The 22559-nt window shown below is 43.8% G+C and carries 23 protein-coding genes; 8 read left to right on the top strand and 15 right to left on the bottom strand.

The window, feature by feature from the left end:
- Positions 1 to 2 precede the first annotated feature (2 nt).
- Together AC0J2F_RS05230 and AC0J2F_RS05225 are read left to right on the top strand one after the other, a co-directional pair.
- A complete protein-coding gene (locus tag AC0J2F_RS05230; RefSeq protein ID WP_473009142.1) occupies positions 3 to 1109 on the top strand; it encodes an ABC transporter permease in 1107 nt (368 codons plus the stop codon).
- A gap of 1 nt (position 1110) precedes the next feature.
- Entirely contained in the window at positions 1111 to 1914 is an 804-nt protein-coding gene (locus AC0J2F_RS05225; protein ID WP_473009141.1) for a DNA/RNA non-specific endonuclease, read from the top strand.
- Here AC0J2F_RS05225 and rodA read toward each other — a convergent pair.
- The 6 genes from rodA to purH form a co-directional block, all read right to left on the bottom strand.
- Positions 1911 to 3167: a rod shape-determining protein RodA gene (gene rodA, locus AC0J2F_RS05220; RefSeq protein WP_473009140.1), complete on the bottom strand. Its 1257-nt coding sequence runs from the start codon at positions 3165 to 3167 to the stop codon at positions 1911 to 1913. The genes AC0J2F_RS05225 and rodA overlap by 4 nt on opposite strands.
- Positions 3167 to 5035, bottom strand: coding sequence for a penicillin-binding protein 2 (mrdA, locus tag AC0J2F_RS05215; protein ID WP_473009139.1), 1869 nt, complete (start codon positions 5033 to 5035; stop codon positions 3167 to 3169). Before mrdA ends, rodA begins: the two co-directional genes overlap by 1 nt.
- The gene (locus AC0J2F_RS05210; protein ID WP_374958676.1) at positions 5032 to 5538 is read right to left on the bottom strand and encodes a rod shape-determining protein MreD; all 507 of its coding nucleotides are present in this window, start codon (positions 5536 to 5538) and stop codon (positions 5032 to 5034) included. Before AC0J2F_RS05210 ends, mrdA begins: the two co-directional genes overlap by 4 nt.
- The gene (gene mreC, locus AC0J2F_RS05205) at positions 5528 to 6352 is read right to left on the bottom strand and encodes a rod shape-determining protein MreC (protein ID WP_473009138.1); all 825 of its coding nucleotides are present in this window, start codon (positions 6350 to 6352) and stop codon (positions 5528 to 5530) included. The genes AC0J2F_RS05210 and mreC overlap by 11 nt, the downstream gene beginning before the upstream one ends.
- Positions 6353 to 6364: 12 nt before the next feature.
- On the bottom strand, positions 6365 to 7393 hold the full coding sequence (locus AC0J2F_RS05200; protein ID WP_087524419.1) for a rod shape-determining protein: 1029 nt from the start codon (positions 7391 to 7393) through the stop codon (positions 6365 to 6367).
- A gap of 114 nt (positions 7394 to 7507) precedes the next feature.
- Entirely contained in the window at positions 7508 to 9040 is a 1533-nt protein-coding gene (purH, locus tag AC0J2F_RS05195; RefSeq protein WP_374958674.1) for a bifunctional phosphoribosylaminoimidazolecarboxamide formyltransferase/IMP cyclohydrolase, read from the bottom strand.
- Between the two features lie 135 nt (positions 9041 to 9175).
- On the opposite strand from purH, the gene AC0J2F_RS05190 reads away from it, so the two are divergent.
- On the top strand, positions 9176 to 10432 hold the full coding sequence (locus AC0J2F_RS05190; protein ID WP_087524421.1) for an ABC transporter permease: 1257 nt from the start codon (positions 9176 to 9178) through the stop codon (positions 10430 to 10432).
- Positions 10433 to 10614: 182 nt separating this feature from the next.
- Here AC0J2F_RS05190 and AC0J2F_RS05185 read toward each other — a convergent pair whose 3' ends face one another.
- Positions 10615 to 11070 (bottom strand): GAF domain-containing protein, encoded by a 456-nt coding sequence (locus AC0J2F_RS05185; protein WP_087524422.1) that lies wholly within the window; start codon positions 11068 to 11070, stop codon positions 10615 to 10617.
- A gap of 121 nt (positions 11071 to 11191) precedes the next feature.
- Between AC0J2F_RS05185 and xrtF the strand changes: the two genes are divergently transcribed.
- Genes xrtF through AC0J2F_RS05160 form a run of 5 tightly spaced genes read left to right on the top strand, consistent with a single transcriptional unit; the run spans position 11192 to position 13440 of the window.
- The gene (gene xrtF, locus AC0J2F_RS05180; protein WP_473009137.1) at positions 11192 to 11740 is read left to right on the top strand and encodes an exosortase family protein XrtF; all 549 of its coding nucleotides are present in this window, start codon (positions 11192 to 11194) and stop codon (positions 11738 to 11740) included.
- Positions 11733 to 12170, top strand: coding sequence for an exosortase F system-associated membrane protein (locus AC0J2F_RS05175; RefSeq protein ID WP_374958672.1), 438 nt, complete (start codon positions 11733 to 11735; stop codon positions 12168 to 12170). The genes xrtF and AC0J2F_RS05175 overlap by 8 nt, the downstream gene beginning before the upstream one ends.
- Positions 12171 to 12198: 28 nt before the next feature.
- The gene (locus tag AC0J2F_RS05170) at positions 12199 to 12780 is read left to right on the top strand and encodes a DUF3347 domain-containing protein (protein ID WP_374959532.1); all 582 of its coding nucleotides are present in this window, start codon (positions 12199 to 12201) and stop codon (positions 12778 to 12780) included.
- A 12-nt stretch (positions 12781 to 12792) separates the two neighbouring features.
- The gene (locus AC0J2F_RS05165) at positions 12793 to 13206 is read left to right on the top strand and encodes a hypothetical protein (RefSeq protein ID WP_473009136.1); all 414 of its coding nucleotides are present in this window, start codon (positions 12793 to 12795) and stop codon (positions 13204 to 13206) included.
- A 12-nt stretch (positions 13207 to 13218) separates the two neighbouring features.
- A complete protein-coding gene (locus AC0J2F_RS05160) occupies positions 13219 to 13440 on the top strand; it encodes a hypothetical protein (RefSeq protein ID WP_420380043.1) in 222 nt (73 codons plus the stop codon).
- Positions 13441 to 13458: 18 nt separating this feature from the next.
- Here the strand turns inward: AC0J2F_RS05160 and AC0J2F_RS05155 are convergent, their stop codons facing one another.
- The 8 genes from AC0J2F_RS05155 to miaB all read right to left on the bottom strand — a co-directional run bounded on the left by AC0J2F_RS05155 (position 13459) and on the right by miaB (position 22464).
- A complete protein-coding gene (locus AC0J2F_RS05155) occupies positions 13459 to 15813 on the bottom strand; it encodes a hypothetical protein (protein ID WP_420380042.1) in 2355 nt (784 codons plus the stop codon).
- A 127-nt stretch (positions 15814 to 15940) separates the two neighbouring features.
- Positions 15941 to 17572, bottom strand: a complete 1632-nt coding sequence (groL, locus tag AC0J2F_RS05150; protein WP_473009135.1) for a chaperonin GroEL — start codon at positions 17570 to 17572, stop codon at positions 15941 to 15943.
- A gap of 25 nt (positions 17573 to 17597) precedes the next feature.
- Complete coding sequence (locus AC0J2F_RS05145) at positions 17598 to 17873, bottom strand: co-chaperone GroES (protein ID WP_087524429.1); 276 nt, start codon at positions 17871 to 17873, stop codon at positions 17598 to 17600.
- 141 nt (positions 17874 to 18014) lie between these two features.
- Positions 18015 to 18350: a preprotein translocase subunit SecG gene (gene secG / locus AC0J2F_RS05140; RefSeq protein ID WP_087524430.1), complete on the bottom strand. Its 336-nt coding sequence runs from the start codon at positions 18348 to 18350 to the stop codon at positions 18015 to 18017.
- Positions 18337 to 19188: a hypothetical protein gene (locus AC0J2F_RS05135; RefSeq protein ID WP_473009134.1), complete on the bottom strand. Its 852-nt coding sequence runs from the start codon at positions 19186 to 19188 to the stop codon at positions 18337 to 18339. Before AC0J2F_RS05135 ends, secG begins: the two co-directional genes overlap by 14 nt.
- 1 nt (position 19189) lies before the next feature.
- The gene (locus AC0J2F_RS05130) at positions 19190 to 19693 is read right to left on the bottom strand and encodes an LptE family protein (protein WP_473009133.1); all 504 of its coding nucleotides are present in this window, start codon (positions 19691 to 19693) and stop codon (positions 19190 to 19192) included.
- A 1-nt stretch (position 19694) separates the two neighbouring features.
- Positions 19695 to 20975 (bottom strand): sigma-54 interaction domain-containing protein, encoded by a 1281-nt coding sequence (locus AC0J2F_RS05125; protein WP_473009132.1) that lies wholly within the window; start codon positions 20973 to 20975, stop codon positions 19695 to 19697.
- Positions 20976 to 21015: 40 nt separating this feature from the next.
- Positions 21016 to 22464: a tRNA (N6-isopentenyl adenosine(37)-C2)-methylthiotransferase MiaB gene (miaB, locus tag AC0J2F_RS05120; protein WP_473009131.1), complete on the bottom strand. Its 1449-nt coding sequence runs from the start codon at positions 22462 to 22464 to the stop codon at positions 21016 to 21018.
- Between the last annotated feature and the right edge of the window lie 95 nt (positions 22465 to 22559).

The following is a 22559-nucleotide window of genomic DNA, read 5'->3' as shown; positions in this document are numbered from 1 at the left end:
CTATGGGGAGATCAGATTCCTTAACAGCACAAGCGCTCCGAAAATTCAAAAAGAATTTTTGGGGCGTTTTTAGTTTGATTTTATTGGTTGTGGCTTTACTGGTTGCGATTTTTGCCTACGCCTTGGCTCCAGATAATTCGCGCAATGCGAATCAAATGCATGTCTCTATACATTCACAATCTCCTGGTTTTGCAGTAGATCTGTTGACAGTTCCTTCTCAGCTGAAGCAAGAACAATCTGCCCTTAGTGCCTTTTTTACGGGGAGGAAAACCAGCGACTCCGAGTTGCCTATTTTGGCTTATGAACTTACCGATTCAGGCATTGTCATTACCGAGTACGCCCAAGACGGATTAGAAGGCCTGCAAAAGCAGTTCCATCTATCAAAATTCCCTAAAGCAGACAGTCCAGAAGAGATCGTAACATATTATATTCGTAATGAAAAGTTCCTATTGGGTACAGACAAATACGGCCGAGATCTATTGAGTCGTATGCTGGTAGGTATTCGCATTTCCTTGGCCATTGGCTTTGTCTCTGTACTGATCTCCTTGCTTATAGGTATGACCTTGGGCGCTGTTGCGGGTTACTTCGGAGGACCTATAGATACTATCATCATGTGGATCATAAATGTGACCTGGTCCATCCCAACCCTATTACTGGTAATTGCTATTACCTTGGCCTTGGGCAAAGGCTTTTGGCAAGTGTTCATTGCCGTTGGGCTCACCATGTGGGTGGAAGTGGCCCGTGTGGTTCGCGGGCAGGTGATGAGCGTTAAGAACATGCAATATGTCACTGCCGCCAAGGCTTTGGGATACGACAACTTTAGGATCATAAGCAAACACATAATTCCAAATATACTCGCACCCGTTATTGTGATCTCTGCTGCCAATTTCGCTGCGGCTATTCTCATTGAAAGCGGACTGAGCTTTTTAGGTATTGGAGCACAACCTCCTATGCCTAGTTGGGGCGGAATGATCAAAGACCATTACAATTATATCGTTTTGGGCAAACCTTATTTGGCTGTTGTACCAGGAATAGCCATCATGGTTTTGGTAATGGCCTTTATGCTTATAGGTAATGCTTTGAGAGATGCTTTAGATGTAAAGATGTAAAATGAACAGAAAGTACGTATACCCTATACTTATTGTTGTCGTGACCGTTGCGCTATATTATGCAGAGCGCTACGTAGATCGAAATCCAATTGGCAGTAAGGAGGTTTCCATTGAGAAGGCCAGTGCCAATTTTTCTAATGCTATTTTGCCCTCCGGAGATCAGCTAGTGCAGCATGACTATTATACGCTTTCCTATAACGAAGCCCATGAGCAAGCCGAGTGGGTGGCCTATGAGCTGCGCAAGGCTCAAGTGGTCGACAACAATTATGACAGGCCTTATTTTGAGCAGGATCCGAAGGTGAAATCTAAGTCGGCGCATTGGCGCAATTATAAGAATTCAGGCTACGATCGTGGGCATTTGGTCGCTGCTGCAGATATGGAGTTCAATTACGATGCCTTTAAAGATACCTTCTATACCAGCAATATAAGCCCGCAACTGCACGAATTTAACAGCGGGGTGTGGAATTATCTAGAACAGCGTGTTAGGCGTTGGGCAGAAGAGAATGACGGTGTTTTTGTGATCGCTGGAGGGGTATTAAAAGATCCGATGGATGCTATTGGTTCAGAGCAGGTTTCTGTACCCAAGGCCTTTTATAAGATCGTGGTCGATACTTATAGAGATGATTACCGAGTCATTGCCTTTCTGATTCCTCATAGTGAGGATGCAAGACGGTATTCGGATTTTATTGTTTCTGTGGATGAGATCGAAGCGGCTACCGGAATAGACTTCTTTGCCGGCCTGCCGGAAGCAACTCAGCAGCAACTAGAACAGCGAATAGATAGGTTGTACTACAATATCGACTAGCGATTGATAAAGTTGCTGGAATCTAGCTTTACAAAGATGAACAGCAAGATGGTGAATCCCCATAGGGCAGATCCGCCATAGGAGAAAAAGGGCAACGGGATCCCTACCGTTGGGAATAGCCCGGTTACCATCCCAATATTTACAAAGAAGTGGAAGAACAAGATAGCGGCCACACTATAACCATATACGCGCGCGAATTGTTGTTTTTGTCGCTCGGCCAAGATCAGCAGTCGAATGATCAACCACAAAAAGAGGATCACCACAATGATACTGCCTAAAAATCCCCATTCTTCGCCAACGGTACTGAAAATATAATCGGTATGCTGTTCCGGAACAAAATTCCCTTTGGTCTGAGTGCCTTTTGTCCAGCCCTTGCCCCAAAAACCACCACTGCCAATGGCTATCTCACTTTGGTTAGTATTATAACCAATACCGCGAGTATCTACTTCTTTGCCTAGAACTATATTGAATCGGTCGCGGTGACGCTGCTCAAAAACATTGTTGAAAATATAGCTAACCGAAAAAGCAAAAGCTACACAGGCTCCTGTAATGATCACATATTTACCCAGATTCCTCCTCTTTTTTCTGTTCTTGATCCAAAGAACAACCGCAATGACTGCTACCCCTGCGGCTACCCAATAAGCACCGATCAAGAGGGTCGCTACAAATAAGAAGGCCACAATAAAACCGAGCAGTAAATAGATAAAGCTTAAGCCCTCTCTATAGAGTGGGAAAATAAGGGCTGTGAATATCAAGGCACTACCTGGGTCGGGCTGTGGTATTATAAAAAGTGCAGGTAGCATTATTATCAGAAACGCTTTTAACTGATGGTTGAACAGCCTTACATTGGTCTGAATGTCGCTCAGATATTTACTCAAAGCTAGGGCTGTTGCTGCTTTTGCAAATTCCGAAGGTTGCAGTCCGAAAGCACCGAAGGAATACCAACTTTTAGCTCCGTTGATATCCTTTCCAAAAACAAATAAGCCCAATAAACTCGCCAAGGCCAACAAATAGATCACGCTAGAAAAGCGTTCGTAGAACTTAGCCTCAACCGCGAGTATAAAAACAATGAGCACCAGGCTTAGGCCTATAAAAAACAACTGTTTGGCGTAGATATTTCCAAGGTCGGTGAAAGAAACAGCGGAATCAGAAAGAGAAGCAGAGTATATGTTCATCCATCCCATACCCACCAAAAGCAAATACAAGATAACCGTTATCCAGTCTATGTTTTGTAAAGTACTGTTGCGCTGCATTATTGATTGATTATGAAAGGCTCCCCAGAAAAAGGCTTGGCATATTCCTCTTCAAGACTGCCGTTTATCACAAAATCTTCCATGTCCTTACGACTAATTTCTCCACGCAAGTACTTTTCGATCATCAGGCCTGCTATGCGTCCTGCCCATCGAGAACCCCAATATCCGTTTTCTACAAATACGGCCAAGGCGATCTTCGGATTATCCTTCGGGGCGAACGCAACAAAGATTGAGTGGTCTGTAAGCTGAACCACCTCGCCATCTATACGCATGAAGTTCTCTGCAGTCCCTGTTTTTCCACAAATCTCAATACCCGGCACCTGTATGAACTTTGCGGTTCCTTCATTGTACACATCGAACATGCCTTCTATGACCGGTTCAAAATGCTCCGGATCAATAGTAGTGTAGTGTTTTTCGGTATATTTCTGCGGAAGCGTATCCACACCTTTGATCTGTTTGATAATGTGCGGCCTGTAGAACCATCCTTTGTTGGCAATGACCGCTGCGGTATGTGCCATTTGCATTGGTGTCATGGTAACTTCCCCTTGGCCAATGGCATTAGAAATGGTTGCCGTTGCATACCAGCGATATTTTGGGTAATTGTAACTGCGGTTATAAAATCCGGAGTCTGGAATGTATCCCTTCCGACCACTGGGTAAGTCATACCCCATATAATTCCCCAGACCGAAACTCTCCAAATGATCATGCCAGGCGTCTATGCCTTCTTGCGGACTGTCATATTTCTCAATGGTTCTTCGGTAAATGGTACAGAAGTAGGTATTGCAACTGTTGGCTATACCTCCAACCATATCAAGAGGACTTCTGTGGGCATGGCAGCCCAGGGGTTTGCGTCCGCCGTAGTAATAAGCACCACTACAGCTAATACGTTCTTCTGCGGTGACCACGCCTTCTTGCATGCCTATAAGTGAGGTTAGCGCTTTAAACGGTGAGCCTGGCGCATATTGTCCTTCCAAGACCCTGTCAAATAAAGGTTTTGCAATGGAATCGTTGTATAAGCCGGTATAATTCTTAGATCGTTTTCGGCCTACCAAATAATCCGGATCATATGAAGGCGCTGTGATCAGTGAAAGTATCTCTCCGGTCTTAGGTTCTATGGCGACTATACCGCCGCGTTTGTTTTGCATAAGCAATTGTCCGTAGGCCTGTAATTCGGCATCCAAGGTCAATACTATGTCTCTTCCAGATACAGGAATAGTGTCGAAGATTCCATCTTTATAAGGGCCTATATCGCGATTGAATCTGTCTTTTTGAATGTACTTTACTCCTTTGACACCTCTTAGGATATCTTCGTATTGTTTCTCTACGCCTGTCATCCCAATATAGTCTCCCAAGCGATAATACGGGTTGCGGTTCATTATGGCCTCATTGACCTCTCCAATAAAACCCAGAACGTTGGCAGAATGATCAACTTGATAGTCGCGTAAAGAGCGTTTTTGAATAAAGAAGCCCTTGTACTGGTACATTTTTTCCTGTAAAGCTGCAAACTCTTCCTTGGTGAGTTGCGGCATAAAAGGCGATGGGATTCGCGGAGAATAGGTCCAAGCTTTTTTTAGTTTTCTGTCGAATTCTTCTTTGGTGATGCCCATATCTGTAATAAAGGCAAGGGTATCTAGATCTTTTACATTTCTCGGGATCACCATGATATCGTAAGCCGGCTGATTGGCAACCATCAACTCGCCATTGCGATCAAAAATATAACCGCGCTCCGGATAGTCGTAAACCATTTTAATGGCATTGTTCTCCGAGAGTTTCTGAAAACTCGAATCGTAGATCTGCAGATAGAAAAGGCGAGCGGCAAATACAAGGCCACTGCACAATGTCAGTCCTAAAAGCAAAAGTTTTCTCATCGTTTTTTCGAACCTAAAAGGATAAAACTGATCAGGATCAGAAGGCTACTAAAGCCCACTGAGAACAAGGTCGATTTAAGGATCAACGGCAGATGGTCTGTACTAAAGATCTCCAGACAGAACAAAACCGAATGATGAACCAAAACCGCGCCGAGCACATAAGTGATAATGCCTGCAAGTGGCATTTCTATGATCTTGACCACATTATATTCATAGCTTATCCCAAAGGAAGTTTTTAAAAAAAAGGGTCTGGAATATGCCATACATACACTTGCAACGGCATGAACCCCTCCTGTATTGCTAAATACATCAACTAAAAGTCCTAAAAGGAAACTACTCAGCAATAGTACGGTTCGATTACCACTAACCGGGAACCGCAAGATGTAGATCACATAAAGAAAGGGCACTATATAGCCAAACAGCGCAACATTGTTAAGCAGTAGTACTTGTAAAAGCAGCAAGGCGACGAATCGGACGCTATTGGAGATCACCTCATTCTTCATCAGGTATACTGGCTTCTAATTCTTGGATCTCTGCCGCATCGGCAATGCGAATTACATAGGCTGGTCCTAAACTGGTCATATCGTTGAACAAACGGATCTGAACTATGTAGTAATTTCCAGATTGATCGAGTTCATAACTCGCTATGCTTCCTATAGGGATCCCCGCAGGAAAGATCGTTGATCGCCCGCCGGTTACTATACTATCTCCTATTGCCAAAGGCGCTAATCGCTGCACGTCTATCAATTGTACCACATTAGGGTCTCGGGTGTCCCATTGCAGGGTTCCAAAATGATTGGATTTGGTCAATTTAGCATTGATGCTGGATTGGGTGTTAAGAACAGATAATACGGTAGCATAACCTTGTGAGGTCTTGTCTACGATTCCTAGAATCCCATTGGGGCTAACAACTCCCATTCCCGACTGGATGCCATCTCTTTCTCCACCTTTTAGGGTGAGGTAATTTTTGGTTCTGCTGTAATTGTTGTCAATGACCTTTGCGGGAATATAGTCCACATCAGCAAATAAAGAACTCCGCATAGCTTGTCTGCGATAAACAGAATCCACGTTGCCAACAGCTTCTCGCAATTGACTGTTTTCTTGTTGGAGGAGTTCGTTTTGTTCTTTCAGATCGAAGTATTCTCCAATACCCGAGGTCCAGCTCAAAAGCGTTCCGCTTAAACCATTGGCGGCGCTGAGGTATTTTCCCGAGTGATAGGATCTGGATTGAAAGGTGAAATAGAGCCCAAGTAGCACCAACAAGCAGAACAACAGAAAATGCCTCTTTCGAATAAAGAAATTAATAAGCTGTTGCATGCTTGGGGTTTATTACGGGATCAACACACTTTTGTACTTGTTTAAGTTTTTCAAACAAATTCCGGTACCGCGAACCACTGCGCGTAGCGGATCTTCTGCAATATAAACGGGCAGATCTGTTTTTTGAGACAAGCGCTTGTCCAATCCACGAAGCATAGAACCACCTCCGGCCAAATATATTCCGGAGTTGTAAATGTCTGCAGCCAATTCTGGTGGCGTTTGCGATAAAGTTTCCATTACAGCATCTTCAATGCGCAGAATGGATTTATCAAGGGCTTTCGCTATTTCGCGATAAGAAGTTTGGATCTGTTTTGGTTTCCCGGTCAGTAAGTCACGACCTTGTACCGCCATGTCGTCTGGTGGAAGTTCCAGATCTTCTATAGCAGCACCGATTTGGATCTTGATCTTCTCTGCCGTACGCTCTCCAACATATAGGTTGTGTTGGGTGCGCATATAGTAAATGATGTCGTTGGTAAAACCGTCTCCAGCTATTTTTACCGATTTGTCACATACAATACCTCCTAAAGCAATAACGGCGATCTCGGTAGTTCCTCCTCCGATATCAACGATCATGTTCCCTTTGGGTTGCATGATGTCTATTCCGATACCAATGGCAGCTGCCATTGGCTCGTGGATCAAATAGACTTCCTTTCCGTTTACTTTTTCTGCGGATTCTTTTACGGCGCGCATCTCTACTTCTGTGATTCCACTCGGAATACAGATCACAATGCGCAGACCAGGCTTAAAGAGCTTCTTTTTAATAGCCGGAATATCTTTGATGAACATATTGATCATCGATTCCGAAGCGTCAAAATCTGCAATTACACCATCCTTTAGCGGGCGAATCGTTTTGATATTCTCATGGGTCTTTCCTTGCATCATATTGGCCTCGCGACCAACGGCGATGATCTTCCCGGAGGAACGGTCTCTTGCAACAATAGAAGGCGCATCCACAACCACCTTGTCATTGTGAATAATAAGGGTGTTAGCAGTGCCCAGATCGATTGCTATTTCCTCTGTTAAGAAGTCGAAAAATCCCATAAAATAGTGCGTGCAGCTTTTAAATTAGTGGCCTGAAGATCAGTGTCACACAAAAGTAATAAAATTAATGAAGTCCGCTCGACTTTTAGCGCACTAGTGAAGCCGAATTTTCTTCTAGTGTTTAAAATGACGCGTTCCGGTCATAACCATAGCCATTCCATTGGCGTTACAGTAATCAATGCTGAGCTGATCTTTGATAGAACCACCCGGTTGGATCACTGCTTTTATTCCGGCCTTGTCTGCTATCTCCACACAGTCAGGGAAAGGGAAGAAAGCATCGCTGGCCATCACCGCGCCGTTGAGGTCAAAATCAAACGATCTTGCTTTGTCTATGGCTTGTCGGAGCGCATCTACTCGCGAAGTTTGTCCGGTTCCGCTGGCACAAAGTTGTTTCCCTTTGGCCAAAACAATGGTGTTGGACTTGGTGTGCTTACACACTTTACTTGCGAATAGTAAATCTGCTAACTCAGAATCTGACGGTTTATTGTCGGTGGCCTGTGTTAAATCTTCTGCGGAGTCTGTTTTGTGATCTCTGTCTTGAACCAAAGCTCCGTTAAGGCAGGAGCGAACTATGGTCTCTGGTAAGGCCGTTTGCTTCATTTTTAACATGATGCGATTCTTTTTCCCTTTTAAGATCTCTAGGGCATCGGCATCAAAGTCTGGAGCAATGACTACCTCGCAGAACAGCTTGTGGATCTCCTCCGCAGTAGCTGCATCGATAGTGGTGTTACAGATCAAGATCCCTCCAAAGGCAGAAACAGGATCGCCAGCCAAAGCATCAACATAAGCTTGGTGAACGGTATCGCGCTGCGCAATTCCGCAGGCGTTATTGTGTTTTAAAATGGCAAAGGTCGGTGCCTCACCCCAAAATTCCAGCATTAAAGTAACAGCGGCGTCTACGTCCAAGAGGTTGTTATAGCTAAGCTCTTTACCGTGAAGTTTGTCGAACATGGCATCAAAATCTCCGAAGAAGAATCCACGCTGATGCGGGTTCTCTCCGTAACGTAATACCTTGCCTTGGGTTTCACTTACCTTCAAGGCAGCGATCTCGTGATCGGCGTTGAAGTAATTGAAAATAGCTGTATCGTAATGTGAAGAAACATTGAATGAGCGGGCTGCGAATTTCTTGCGATCTGCCATGGTGGTGCTACCGCCACTCTCGGTGATCAGTTGTAAGAAATCTTCGTAGTCTTCCATAGAGGATACACAAACGGTATCTTTAAAATTCTTGGCAGCTGCACGGATAAGGGAGATCCCTCCAATGTCGATCTTTTCAATGATATCTTGCTCGCTAGCACCAGAAGCAACGGTCTTTTCAAAAGGGTAGAGGTCTACAATAACCAGATCCAGTTGTGGGATCTCGAATTGCGCCATCTCTTCAACATCACCTTCGTGGTCTTGGCGGTTCAATATCCCGCCAAAAACTTTTGGGTGCAAGGTCTTAACACGTCCGCCTAAAATAGAAGGGTAACTGGTCACATCTTCAATCGCGATCACGGGAATTCCCAGCTCCTTTATAAAACGCTCTGTACCTCCGGTAGAATAAAGCGTAACGCCGTATTCGTGAAGTTTTTTAACGATAGGTTCTAGTCCGTCTTTGTGAAATACACTGATCAGTGCCGATTGAATTTGTTTTGTGCCGCTCATCGAAGTAAAAATTTTAAAGGGCAAAAGTACGGATTTCATTAGCAAAATTGTAACATATCATTACCGAAAACGTCTTATCTTCGTAATAGAAACAAAGCCGCAGTCTTGCTGGTTTTAAAAAGCGCTGAATAACCCATGTTGATATATTTCCGCATCCTAAAAGAAAGCTTTGTGTTCGCTATCAGCGCACTGAAGAACAACAAGCTCAGAACCTTTCTTTCGCTTTTAGGGGTGACCATCGGAATTTTTTCTATAATCGGTGTCTTGGCGGCAGTAGATTCACTTAAGCGTGAGATAGAAGGCAGTATATCTTCTTTGGACAACCGAACACTATTTCTAGCGCGATTCTCCTTTGGGCCGACAGACATTCCCATATGGAAGCGAGAACAGTTTCCAGATGTGACCTATGAAGAATATCAAATGATCTTGCGTCAGGTCCCAGATGTGTACGGGGCGTCTTATCAGATCAATGTGGCTCCAGAAACGGTGCGTTTTGAGGAGAATTTCATTGAGAATGTAGAAATGATATTTGTGACCGATCAGCAGACACGCATAGAGGACATAAAACTGCAATCCGGTCGTTTCTTTAACGAATCTGAATCTGTTCGGGGAGCCCCGGTAATTGTCATTGGAGACGAAGTAGCCAACACCCTTTTTGGTGGGGCAGACGAAGCCATTGGGAAACGCCTGCGCGTTTACGGTAGACGACTCACGGTGATCGGAGTCATGGAAAAAGAAGGGCGAGGCCTCTTTGGTGGTAGTAAAGACGTTGCCACCTTTTTACCGGTGAATATTGGGCGACGCATTTTTGGAGACAACAACAAATCTGTTTTTCCATTCATAGTGATAAAGCCAGAAGCAGGTGTTGATCAAGGCGAATTCAACGCGGCACTCACGGCTAAAATGCGGAATTTTAGAGGTTTGCGCTCAGACGATTCCAACAACTTCTTTTTAAATCAACTCCAAGGATTCTCAGATGCTATAGACAGTATCACCGGCCAGCTCAATGTGATCGGCTGGATCATTAGTGGATTCTCCCTTTTGGTGGGTGGATTTGGTATTGCCAACATTATGTTTGTGAGCGTGAAGGAGCGGACCAACCTCATTGGTATTCAAAAATCACTTGGAGCCAAGAACAAATTCATCTTGTTCCAATTCCTTTTTGAGGCCATTATTTTGGCCATCATTGGTGGGCTTATAGGGCTGATCCTGGTCTATCTGGCATCGATTGTAGCCTCTCAGGCCACTGGCGATTTTGAGTTTGTCCTCTCGCCTTGGAATATGTTTATAGGAACAGGCATCTCGGTCTTTATCGGTCTGATCTCTGGGATCATTCCAGCCATTTCTGCCTCTCGATTAGATCCTGTTGAGGCTATACGTACAGGAATGTAATTGAACCCGCATTCTGGAATAGAAAATTTATTCCGTCTTTAAACTACTTCAAAACAAGACACTATGTTTCGTTTTATAATTTTAGCGTAGCGCTGCTATGCCTAAAATTAGCAAAACGCCTTGTTTTATTGTATTTTAAAGCCTCATTACAAAGTTCTATCACAGAATTCGGGTTGCCTTCCTTATAAAATCTCTGCCAATTGAGCGTTTACCCAAGTTAGAAACTCTTCGTCCGCAGTAGTGAACGGATCTATGGTATTGCTATCAATATCGATCTGACCAATATTTACCCCGTCTTTGAATAGTGGAATCACTATTTCTGCCTTAACGGTGATGCTGCAGGCAATGTAGTTGTCCTGTGCTTTTACATCCGGCACCACAAAATTTGCATTAGATTCTGCCACTTGTCCGCAGATACCTTTTCCAAATGGAATGGTGGTATGATCGGTTGGCTCTCCTGCAAATTTTCCAAGGTGTAGTACGCGTTTGTCGTGATCGGCAAAATAGAATCCCACCCAATCATAATGGGCTACTTCGGCTTGCAATAGATCGCAAATGCCTTGCATGGCGGCATCTGGGTTGCTTTTATGCGTTTCGATCAGGGATTGTACTTGCGGTTTTAATGCAGATAGATTCATAGCAAAAAATATAAAGGTCAAAGGTAAGAAGCACTTCGGATTTATTCTAACCCATTAGTTGTGAAATTTAAAAATCTCGAGGCTCGAACATTTTGTCTAAATTTGACCAATAGGCAGTCGCATGCTTCGCAAGATCTTTACAGAACACAGAGCGGTTTTTATATTCCTAGGACGTTTTTTCGGCGTCTATCTAGGCCTGTCCTTGCTGTATCTCACCTATATCGCACTGACCACGGCGCAGCAAGCGATAGATCCGCTGACCGCATTGGTTGGTGAGCAATCCCAGGCTATTATAAACGGCTGGGGTTATGAGGCAAAAGTGCTCGCATCTGGCGGAACCCCTGAATTACAACTCTTTGTTAACGGAGATCTGGTGGCGCGGATCATAGAGGGCTGCAATGCCGTAAGTATCATTATCCTGTTTGTCAGTTTTGTGATTGCATTTAAAAAGGCATTTAAGAAGACGCTCTTGTTTGTCTTTGGAGGAGCGGTGCTGATCTATGGCGTAAATTTAGTTCGCATCGCGATCTTGGCTATCGCACTTTATAATTACCCAGAGAAGGAACCCTTGTTGCATCAGGTTGTTTTTCCGGCGCTGATCTACGGTTTGGTGGCTTTGCTCTGGATGCTTTGGGTAGGAGTTTTCAAAAAGAGGAGATCCTATGAATAGCGGCCTTCGCATACTGTTTATTGTAGTGCTGTTAGGACTTTTAGTGGCCTTGCGGATGTTTGCTGCGGATTGGTTCTACGACCCGCTAGACGCTTTTTTCAAAGGACAATATCAGGGACAGCCTCTACCGGAAATAGCTACTGCTAAACTTCTTGCTGTTATGGCACTGCGCTTTTGGATCACAGCTGCAATCACAGTTGGCGTCATTCATTTGTGGTTTAACAATCGTTCCAAGACACGATTGAGTTTCCTTGTGTTAGCTGTGGCATTTGTCCTATTTTTTATAGCCTTTTGGGTGTTAATTGCGTTAAAACAACCTCCTCTAGAAGGGTTATTCTACATCCGCCGTTTTTTGATACAGCCGTTGATTCTTATCTTGCTCATCCCGGCATTTTATTATGAAATGAGCAATTCAAATGCCGCTGGTTGAAGTATATTTGTATTCTAAAATCTATACTATGAAACGCTATTCATTTTTGAGTATTCTCATGGTCTTTTTGGTCTTTACTGCCTGTAAGAATGAGGCAAAACAAGCCGAAGAAACTACAACAGATACTGCGGTAGAGAACACTACCGAAGCCCCTCAAGCAAGTAAACCTAAATACGAAGCTGCGGCAGCAACTGCCACCTTTAAAGACCCAAAGGTAGGAGAAGTCTATAAGGCGTATATAGAACTTAAAACTGCCTTGGTCAATACAGACAGTGAGGCTTCTTCTAAAGCGGCAGACGCACTGCTTACAGCTTTTTCCAATCTTGGAGTAGAAGAGGAGACCTTCTTGGCCGCTCAGTTCGTTATGGAATCTAAAGAAATTGCTGCGCAACGAGAAGGATTCAACAGACTTACTCCAATTGTAGAGCAACTAGTGGTAGATAACTTAGAAGGTGGCGAGGTATACAAACAATATTGCCCTATGGCCTTTAACAATACCGGAGCTTATTGGCTATCTAACGCTAAGGAGATCTACAATCCGTATTTTGGTGATATGATGCTTAATTGCGGACGTGTTGCAGATACTTTCGAATCCGAAGCGACCAATTAATGCGCTAACTTTATGTATTTACGTCATTTTTTAAGTGTGATCGTTGCAAGTTTGGCGCTGTTATCCTGTCAAAACGAAATGGAGGCGGTAGTCGCCGTTCACGACGAACTCATGCCTAAAATGACGACTATCTCGCGTTTGCAAGAGCAGCTTAGCGAAAGTTTGCCAGATAGTATCCGCAGCGAGAAGCAACAAGCTGTAATAGACGAGCTAGAAGCTGCTAACGATGCCATGATGGATTGGATGCAGGATTTTGGAACTGCCTTCGACTTTGAGGAGATCAACAAAGGCAAGCCTTTAACTGCAGCAAAACAAGACAGCTTAAAGAAGTACGCGCTAAGTGTTCAAGCACTTAAAACCCAAATGTTAGCTGCCATAGCGAATGGCCAGAAGGCCTTTGAAACGCTAAAGCAAAAAGATAATTAGTACCTTTAATTCATGAAAATCACCAAACGCATCCTTTTATACGCTATGACCATAGTGGTCATTATTGGGGCCTTTATTTGGAATTCAAGAGTAGAGGAGTGGTTAAAGACCCAAGAAGAACCTGAAATGATCGTACGATCAGATCTCTTGGTGATCTACCCGCTGGTTATCACTTTGGTTGCGCTAAGTCTTTTTGCAATCTACAGAGATTGGCGTCATAAAGAATCGCACTAGTTCTTTAGTAAGGTCTTCTTATTTGTCTGTAGTATTTATTCGGATGCTATTCGAATAAGGATACCCTTCGTTGTCAATTCCTTGAATGATCAGCAGGCAATCGTCGTTTTCTGGGTTATAGAAGTCTACGGTAATTCTATTATTCGCATCTGGAGTGATCTCAGCAAACCAAGCATAGGTGCCCAAAGCCTTAAAGCTGTCCGATTTATAGTCGTACAAGGGTTGGTAAAATTCCTTGGCCGGACTAATTCCTTTGTTTGTTAGTGTAAAGCTTTTTGCAGTGCTGTTATCCTCGCCGGAGAAGCTCAAGCCATTTTCTGTAAATACCACGAACATATGTCTGCGGCTACCTAATGGATTATTCATGGTTCGCTCACCTCTTTTAACATAGATCTCGGCAACATCTTGCATGTTTAAGGCATCTGCAATGAAACTCACTGGATAGGACAGACCGTCCACAACAACCCCAGGATATACCTCTATAATATTTCCCTGCAGATCTGTGGTAAGTCGTGCACGTGAGCCATCAGCTTTGCGAGAGTAACCATAGGTGCTCATAAAATTACCCAAATTGCCTCTTGATTTTTCACTATTGTCTATGATCCTAGCGTCCCAACCACCAAAATATTGCTCGTATTTCAACTTCTTCGCAGTTACGACTACCTCCTTGAGTCTTTCTGCTTCCGGATCAAATCCGAAGTAATAACCACCACTATCGGAGGAGTACTTTGAAAAGGGATTTGTCGTATCGAGAGCAAAAGGATTATCTAGGTCCAAGCGCGTTGGGGACACTGTATAAAAGAATTGACATTCTACAGGGGTTCCACTGGCATTTATGGCTGCCAATTCAAAAGTAGTGCCTACGGTAGCTATAATATTGTCAATAACAAATTCACCTTGCTCATTTACCGGAATGTATTGAACCTGCTTATTTTCTTTTGAATAGAATAGGAGTTGCGTTGGTTTTGAGTCGCTCTGGGTTCGCAAATAGCCCTTAAGAGTAATCCCAGGTCCGTTAAAATAATAGGAGGTATTGATCCTATTTTTAAAGATATTAGACCATTTATACTTGCTCCATCCTTGATTGAGTAAAACCAGATCTAGGGCATACCACTTTTGGGCATTTGGATCTGTGAAATAATAGTTAGCTTGTTCCAAATGTCCTTTAATAAAAGGCAAGATATGGCTTGATGCATAGATGTTTGGAATTTGCTGTGTAACTTCAGAGGCTGCAGGGAGTACAGACACACTCAGCGATCTTAAAGCCTTGTCTGTTGTAGCTAATTGCACTTGAATGCTCGTTGAGTCACCCTCGCGTGTGGAAATTACTTCAGAATTTGAGTTTGTTTGTATTCTATCGGTATTAAAGATTAGTCGTTCTAAGAGGGGTTCCTTAGCTGAGTTGAACAAGGTGATTGTATTGACACCAGCGTACAATCTTGATTTGGGTAAGGACAGTTTCAGTTCGTTATATCCCTTTTCAAACTTGACGTAGTACGATCGGCTTTCAGCGCCCTTATGGACTACCAGAATAAGACTGTCGTTTTGAATGAAAGGTAGCGACTGTTCATTGGTGTAAATTCTAGTTTCGAGTCCTCCGCTTACAAAATTTTGATCTACACGCATGCCAACACCTCTGCGCAGGGCTTTGGGTAATTGCTTTTCTATCAGGCTGTCTTTATACAATATCCTAAGTTTATAGTCTGATGATAAACTGGGCATAAAGACAAACTTCCCCATGCCAAAAGCATTGGTTTGTAGCTCATTGAGCAACACATTGCCTTGAGCGTCGACAAGTTGGATATGCTCCAAAGCGACTCCAAGTCCTGATTCATTCAATATTTTAATACCATAGTTATTGGTGACATTCGCTAAGGGATAACCTCCCTCGGGCAAAATCTTAATGTCCAGTGCAGGACTGGATGATTCAGCGATGTCCGCATCCGCACTCAATAAGGCCACAGTTGTCGTAAAGGAATTGTCTTCAGGATAACTGTTCATTATAGCTGTATAGGCCTTAAGATGCAAAGCACTCCCTTTTTGCCTTGGTCCGATTAAGAATTCTCCTTGCGCTATGCCGTTTTGAGTAACCAACAACTTTTTAGATAACTCAAGCCCATTTTCGTCGTAGAGTACAACGTGCAGGTTTGCATCCTGCTTACTTATGCTTCCACCGCTTATATCGAACAAATAAGCAGTGAACCAAATAGATTCTCCTGTAAAATAGCTGTCTTTATTGAGGTGAAGGTGAATCGCATTTCGGTCTTGCATATAACTGCTAAGGGAGTTGGTAATAAAATCGTTCTCCCTAGATTCTTGAGCGTTCAACCCGCTTGCCAGTATCAGAAATAAAAAAGTAAGGTACTTTTTCATAATTGATTTTTGTTTAAGATACGTTTAATGGCTGTATACTCGAGTAAAGGTTTATAAAAACTAACTTTTAAGGCATAAAAAAAGCGCTCCTATTTGGGAGCGCTTCTGTTTTATTTTGATGCTGATATTACATCATGCCTGGCATTCCGCCGCCGCCCATTGGAGGCATAGCAGGAGCATCTTCTTTGATGTCTACCAAGGCACATTCTGTAGTAAGGATCATTCCAGCCACAGAAGAAGCGTTCTCTAAAGCGATACGCGTTACCTTCTTCGGGTCAATGATACCTTCCTTGAGCATATCCACATAGGTGTCGTTCTTAGCGTTGTAACCAAAGGCCTTGCTGCCTTCCATTACTTTGCTCACTACAACAGAACCTTCGCCGCCTGCGTTCTCTACGATCTGGCGCAATGGCTCTTCTATAGCACGCGCGATGATCTGAACCCCTGTGGTCTCGTCTAGGTTGTCAGTGGTCAATTTTTCTAGCACTTTCTTAGCGCGAACCAAGGCAACTCCACCTCCGGCAACGATACCTTCTTCTACAGCAGCACGAGTGGCGTGTAGGGCATCGTCTACGCGGTCTTTCTTCTCTTTCATCTCTACCTCAGAAGCAGCACCTACGTAAAGTACAGCAACCCCTCCGGCCAATTTAGCCAAGCGCTCTTGCAGTTTCTCTTTGTCGTAATCGCTAGTGGTAGTTTCGATCTGAGATTTGATCTGGTTCACTCGAGCCGTGATATCTGCTTTCTTACCGGCACCATTAACAATAGTTGTGTTGTCTTTATCGATGGTTACCGTCTCTGCAGTACCTAGCATATCGATGGTTGCATTTTCCAAGGTGAATCCACGATCTTCTGAGATCACAGTTCCTCCTGTAAGAATAGCGATATCTTCTAGCATTGCTTTTCTGCGGTCTCCGAATCCAGGAGCCTTAACGGCGGCAATCTTTAAGGATCCGCGTAGCTTGTTCACTACCAAGGTAGCCAAAGCTTCTCCGTCTACATCTTCTGCAACGATCAGCAGGGTGCGACTCTGCTGTGCAATTGGCTCCAAAACTGGAAGCAGATCTTTCATAGAAGAGATCTTCTTGTCGCAAAGCAAGATCATTGGGTTCTCCAACTCAGCGTTCATTTTCTCGCTGTTGGTAACAAAATATGGTGATAGGTATCCGCGGTCAAACTGCATTCCTTCTACCACATCTACATAAGTCTCTGTTCCTTTGGCCTCTTCTACAGTGATAACTCCTTCTTTACCAACTTTTCCAAAAGCTTCAGCGATCAATTCTCCAATAACAGGGTCGTTATTGGCGGAAATAGATGCTACCTGCATGATCTTCTCGCTAGAGCTACCCACTTTGGTAGATTGCTTTTCAAGATCAGCGGTCAATGCCTCAACAGCTTTGTCGATTCCGCGCTTTAGGTCCATTGGGTTAGCACCTGCAGCAACGTTCTTAAGCCCTTCTTTTACGATAGCTTGCGCAAGTACAGTTGCAGTAGTTGTTCCGTCACCAGCCAAGTCGTTGGTCTTAGAAGCAACTTCCTTTACCATCTGAGCACCCATGTTCTCTAGTGCATCTTCTAGCTCTACTTCTTTGGCTACAGTAACACCATCCTTGGTAACTTGTGGAGCGCCAAAGGATTTACTAATGATAACATTGCGACCTTTTGGTCCTAAGGTTACCTTTACTGCATTGGCCAAAGCGTCTACACCGCGTTTGATGCTGTCTCTTGCTTCAATGTCAAATTTTATATCTTTTGCCATGGTTGTGTTCTTTAATTATTCTCGATTAGATAATTGCTAAAATGTCGTCTTCGCGCATGATCAGATAATCACGGCCTTCCAACTTAAGTTCACTGCCTGAATACTTTCCGTACAGCACCGTATCTCCGACTTTTACAGTCATTTCATGATCTTTTTTGCCTTTTCCAACAGCGACAACTTTTCCTTGTTGTGGCTTTTCTTTGGCAGAATCAGGAATGTAGATACCCGATGCAGTTTTGGTCTCGGCCTCTTGTGGTTCAATCAAAACCCGGTCAGCCAGGGGTTGAATATTTAAGCCCATATCTATTTGTGTTTTTTGGTTTAAGTAAAATTACGCTTGCCTTAAGGCAGAAATTGTGCCATTGGATTTTCCACTGACACAATTGAAAAAAAAATGCCAGCTTGTCATATAAGCTGGCATTTTTTCAATGTCGTTTGGAGTTTACTGCTCATCTGTCTGAACCGGAGAACCGTCCGTGGCAGGAACTTCGGTTTGCACAGGAGTGTCACCGTCAATGGCTTTAGATTCGCCTAATCCGCCACCATCCATAATAGGAATGTTAGAAAGCAAGATCAAAGCCAAAAGCAGCACTGCTAGTGTCCAGGTACTTTTATCTAAAAAGTCCCCCGTTTTCTTTACACCACCGATCTGCTGACCTCCGCCTCCTCCAAAGGTAGAAGAAAGTCCGCCTCCTTTTGGGTTTTGTACCATTACTACTACTACCAGTAGAAAAGCGATCAGAATGATTAGGATCAGAAATATATTAAACGCCGTCATTGTCTTTTGTGTTTTGGGCCATTATTTTCTTTATCGCCCGAATTTGGTCTGCAAAGAAACCACTTTTTTCGGGATTTTTCAAACTTAAAATTTTGTACGCTTGAATGGCTTTTTTATAGTTTTTTTGCTGTAGATAAACCATGGCTAAGGTCTCTGTCATTAAGGAGTCCGAGGTTTTGGTAAATGGCTTCGCCAGATTTTTGGTGGAGCTTACTTCTTCCTGCGGATCTATCTTAGGACTGTTGCTCAAAAAGGCGTCGATCAGTTTAAATCTTTCTTCCTTGGCATCGGGCTTTGGAGCTGTTTCTTCTTGAGTTCGTTCAACCGGATTTACTTGGGCCAACTGCAGCCAGATCGCAAAGGAATGCTTGTCCTCCTTTTTAAATTCCAGAGGAGCCTTTTCTATGCTTTCTAAGGGTTCCGGTTCTCCGATCTTTAAAAACAGATCGGGGTCTAAAACAGCCTTGGCTTTTTGCAACTCAGATTTGAGCTTTTGCTCCAGTTCTAGTGGCGAAGCGCTCACCTGTTGGATATCTACCAATTCAATTTCGTTCAGATCGGTATGTTGATGTTTTATCTTATGGGCGATCTCATCCTGCAAGAAAACCTCAGAAGTGATGAAATCAAATAGAATAGCCCTATCTGTAGTGTGCGCCGCGGTGCGTTTTAAGGCATCGTTGTACTTAAAGCTTCCGCTGTTCTTCAAAGCTTTGAGTTGTAAGGCATGCGCTGCCTGAAAGTAAGGAAATGTCGTTAAGACCTCTTGCAATTGCTGCTGATGGTCTGCATTGACTGTCCCTGGGTTCTGGGTGAGATATGTAAATTCTTGTGTGTTCAATTTACCAGCGGGCCAGCGTAGCGTTAAAAATATCTTGTGTCAATCGGGTGTAGATCTCGTCTATCACATCGTCTCTTCTAGAGCCGGTTAGGTTAGCATCTCCGTCAAAGTCGAAATAGAAACTAAAACGTTGTTGCAAGTCCTTGGTGTCGTCCAATTTATTGTAGAAACGCACTTGCACCGAGATCGTCAATCGGTTCTGTGCGGCAGTGTTCTGCGCTGTAGCTGTGATCGGTGCAATGTAGTACTGCACGATTTCTCCTTCATATGTCAGGTCTGCATTGGCGGTAACCAATTCCAAACTGGTCTGATTCACGATAAGATCTTGCAGATCATTGGTGAATTTCAGATCGATCCCAGGCTCAATGATAGCAGCTTGGTTCTGAAAGAAGTTTACCTGAAAATTCTTGGCATTCCCTACATCTGCTCCGGTAAAGGAGTAGTATTTACAGCTGTTAAAACTAAGGCTAACGGCCAAAAGTAAGATCCATTGAGCTCTGTGCATCCTATAAATTGTATTGCTTTATTTTACGGTACAAGGTGCGTTCTGAAATTCCCAGTTCTTCTGCAGCTGCCTTGCGTTTCCCGTTGTATTTTTCTAATGATTTCTTGATGAGTTCCAATTCTTTTTCCTGAAGCGAAAGGGTCTCCTCTTCCTCGATCTCCTCGGCAAAATGGTACTTATCTTCTGCGCTTTGGCCGTTATTGTCGTTAAAACTGATTACTTCTACATCAGAAGGAACAACCAACTCCCTGCGGGGAGAAGGCACTACCTCACTGTACTCCGTATCTGGTTCTTCGTCGGCGTAGATCTTGTTGATCAGTCCTGAATGTTCGCGCTGAACGGTTTCTGAATCATCATTGCGCAGCAGCTCCAAGGTAAGCTTTTTAAGATCGTTCACATCGCGCTGCATGTCAAAGAGCACTTTGTAAAGAATCTCGCGTTCTGAGGCGAAGTCGCTTTCGGATTTCTTCGGATTTATAACAGCCGGCAAATTGCTGCCCACATCAGGCAAATAACTTTCGAGCGTATCGTAAGAAATGGTCCGCTCTTGCTCTAAAACAGAGATCTGTTCTGCGATATTTCTCAACTGACGAATGTTCCCTCCCCAGCGGTATTTGAGCAACAGATCGGTGGCTTGATCGTCTAAACGAATGGTCGGCATCTTGTATTTCTGCGCAAAGTCTGTGGCAAACTTTCTGAATAGTAAATGTATGTCTTCTGACCGTTCTCGGAGTGGCGGCAGGCTGATCTCCACCGTGCTTAAACGGTAGTAGAGATCTTCTCTAAACTTCCCTTTGGCAATAGCTTCTGCCATGTCCACATTGGTAGCGGCAACTATACGCACATCGGTCTTTTGGGACTTGCTAGACCCAACTTTTAAGAATTCACCATTCTCAAGCACACGCAATAAGCGCACTTGAGTAGGCAAGGGGAGTTCTCCAACTTCATCTAAAAAGATGGTTCCTCCATCGGCTACTTCAAAATATCCACTACGTGTTGCTGTCGCTCCGGTAAAGGCTCCTTTTTCGTGTCCGAAAAGTTCGGAATCTATGGTCCCTTCTGGAATAGCTCCGCAGTTTACCGCAATATACTTGCCGTGTTTTCTATGTGATAATGAATGTATGATCTTCGGAATACTTTCTTTACCCACACCGCTTTCTCCTGTCACCAAGACCGAAATATCGGTGGGAGCCACCTGAATCGCCTTTTCTATGGCGCGGTTGAGCTTGGGGTCATTTCCTATGATCCCGAATCGCTGTTTTGTGGCTTGTACTGATTCCATCTTTATTCCCAAGTATATGGGGAACTTTTAATTGTTAGTTCTACTGCTGATTCTCACTGTAACCCACAGCCTCGCCCAAAAGCGTGGTGCTAGTACAGTCGTTTATCTTCACCATCACAAAATCTCCAACCTTATAGTTTTCTTTTGGAAAAACTGCCACCGTGTTTTGCGAGCTGCGACCGCTCCAATGCGCATCGCTTCGGCGCGATTCCTTTTCTATAAGGATCTCTACGGTCTTACCTACAAAATTCTTAGTACGGTAAGCCGAGTGCTTTTGTTGTAAGTCGATGATCTCCGTAAGGCGTCTTTTCTTTACAGCCTCTGGTACGTCATCTTCCATTTTTCGTGCAGCCATGGTTCCTGGGCGCTCTGAATAGATGAACATGAAACCAAAGTCGTATTTTACGTATTCCATCAGGCTTAAAGTATCTTGATGATCTTCTTCGGTCTCTGTTGGGAAACCTGCGATCATATCTTGAGATATTCCACAATCCGGAATGATCTCACGTACCTTATCAATAAGGGCCATATACTCCTCACGCGTATGCTGACGATTCATTTCTTTAAGAATTCTTGTGCTTCCGCTTTGTACCGGCAGGTGGATATAATTACAGATATTCTGATGCGCAGCCATGGCGTGGAGCACGTCTTCTGTCATGTCCTGAGGATTCGAAGTCGAAAAACGAATGCGCATTTTGGGTTGTGCAGTGGCTACCATCCGCAGCAATTTGGCAAAATCTGTCGCAGTGGCTTGCTGCATCGGGCTTGCTTTCTTAAAATCTTTTTTAAGGCCGCCACCATACCAGAGATAGCTATCTACATTTTGTCCAAGTAGCGTAATTTCTTTGTAGCCTTTGGCCGCCAAGTCATTGACCTCGTCTAAAATACTCTTAGGATCTCTGCTTCGCTCGCGTCCGCGAGTAAATGGGACCACACAGAACGTACACATATTGTCGCAGCCGCGGGTAATGCTTACAAAAGCCGTTACGCCGTTTCCGCCCAAGCGAACAGGAGTGATATCGCCATAGGTTTCCTCTTTAGAAAGGATGACATTTACCGCTTCTCGGCCATCGTCTACCTCTGCGATCAGGTTTGGAAGGTCTTTATACGCATCCGGCCCAACAACAAGGTCAACTATCTTTTCTTCTTCTAAGAACTTGCTTTTTAGGCGTTCAGCCATACAGCCCAAAACGCCTACCTTCATACCTGGGTTGATCTTTTTTACTGCATTGTATTTCTCCAAACGTTTGCGAACAGTTTGTTCTGCCTTGTCGCGAATACTACAGGTATTGACCAATACAAGATCGGCATCTTCTAGGTTCTGGGTGGTGTTGAAACCTTCTTTCGCTAAAATAGAAGCTACGATCTCACTGTCGCTAAAATTCATTTGACAGCCATAGCTCTCAATGAACAGTTTGCGGGTGTTGGTCTCATTTGCTTCTGTAATCAGGGTGGTGCCCTGTTTGTTCTCGTCTATTATCTTCTCCATATCAGGTTCGGCCCAGTTGACTATCAATTAGTATGCAAAGATAGGATTTAATCCAAAAGATGACAAAGTGTCAGGATGCTAAATCGTTCATAAAT

It is taken from the genome of Gilvibacter sp. CC01 (assembly GCF_055755295.1).
The sequence above is the reverse complement of the archived record's forward strand: the minus strand, read 5'-3'. Positions and strand labels throughout refer to the sequence as shown.

Bases quoted from the DNA above. Each gene is read 5' to 3' on its own strand.
- AC0J2F_RS05230 (WP_473009142.1), top strand. From the start codon at position 3: ATGGGGAGATCAGATTCCTTAACAGCACAAGCGCTCCGAAAATTCAAA.
- AC0J2F_RS05125 (WP_473009132.1), bottom strand. From the start codon at position 20,975: ATGGAATCAGTACAAGCCACAAAACAGCGATTCGGGATCATAGGAAAT.
- AC0J2F_RS05145 (WP_087524429.1), bottom strand. From the start codon at position 17,873: ATGGGCTTAAATATTCAACCCCTGGCTGACCGGGTTTTGATTGAACCA.
- AC0J2F_RS05155 (WP_420380042.1), bottom strand. From the start codon at position 15,813: ATGAAAAAGTACCTTACTTTTTTATTTCTGATACTGGCAAGCGGGTTG.
- AC0J2F_RS05200 (WP_087524419.1), bottom strand. From the start codon at position 7,393: ATGGGATTTTTCGACTTCTTAACAGAGGAAATAGCAATCGATCTGGGC.
- secG (WP_087524430.1), bottom strand. From the start codon at position 18,350: ATGACGGCGTTTAATATATTTCTGATCCTAATCATTCTGATCGCTTTT.
- AC0J2F_RS05185 (WP_087524422.1), bottom strand. From the start codon at position 11,070: ATGAATCTATCTGCATTAAAACCGCAAGTACAATCCCTGATCGAAACG.
- AC0J2F_RS05225 (WP_473009141.1), top strand. From the start codon at position 1,111: ATGAACAGAAAGTACGTATACCCTATACTTATTGTTGTCGTGACCGTT.
- AC0J2F_RS05190 (WP_087524421.1), top strand. From the start codon at position 9,176: ATGTTGATATATTTCCGCATCCTAAAAGAAAGCTTTGTGTTCGCTATC.
- groL (WP_473009135.1), bottom strand. From the start codon at position 17,572: ATGGCAAAAGATATAAAATTTGACATTGAAGCAAGAGACAGCATCAAA.
- purH (WP_374958674.1), bottom strand. From the start codon at position 9,040: ATGAGCGGCACAAAACAAATTCAATCGGCACTGATCAGTGTATTTCAC.
- AC0J2F_RS05130 (WP_473009133.1), bottom strand. From the start codon at position 19,693: ATGCACAGAGCTCAATGGATCTTACTTTTGGCCGTTAGCCTTAGTTTT.
- rodA (WP_473009140.1), bottom strand. From the start codon at position 3,167: ATGCAGCGCAACAGTACTTTACAAAACATAGACTGGATAACGGTTATC.
- AC0J2F_RS05175 (WP_374958672.1), top strand. From the start codon at position 11,733: ATGAATAGCGGCCTTCGCATACTGTTTATTGTAGTGCTGTTAGGACTT.
- AC0J2F_RS05170 (WP_374959532.1), top strand. From the start codon at position 12,199: ATGAAACGCTATTCATTTTTGAGTATTCTCATGGTCTTTTTGGTCTTT.
- AC0J2F_RS05210 (WP_374958676.1), bottom strand. From the start codon at position 5,538: ATGAAGAATGAGGTGATCTCCAATAGCGTCCGATTCGTCGCCTTGCTG.
- xrtF (WP_473009137.1), top strand. From the start codon at position 11,192: ATGCTTCGCAAGATCTTTACAGAACACAGAGCGGTTTTTATATTCCTA.
- miaB (WP_473009131.1), bottom strand. From the start codon at position 22,464: ATGGAGAAGATAATAGACGAGAACAAACAGGGCACCACCCTGATTACA.
- AC0J2F_RS05160 (WP_420380043.1), top strand. From the start codon at position 13,219: ATGAAAATCACCAAACGCATCCTTTTATACGCTATGACCATAGTGGTC.
- mreC (WP_473009138.1), bottom strand. From the start codon at position 6,352: ATGCAACAGCTTATTAATTTCTTTATTCGAAAGAGGCATTTTCTGTTG.
- AC0J2F_RS05165 (WP_473009136.1), top strand. From the start codon at position 12,793: ATGTATTTACGTCATTTTTTAAGTGTGATCGTTGCAAGTTTGGCGCTG.
- mrdA (WP_473009139.1), bottom strand. From the start codon at position 5,035: ATGAGAAAACTTTTGCTTTTAGGACTGACATTGTGCAGTGGCCTTGTA.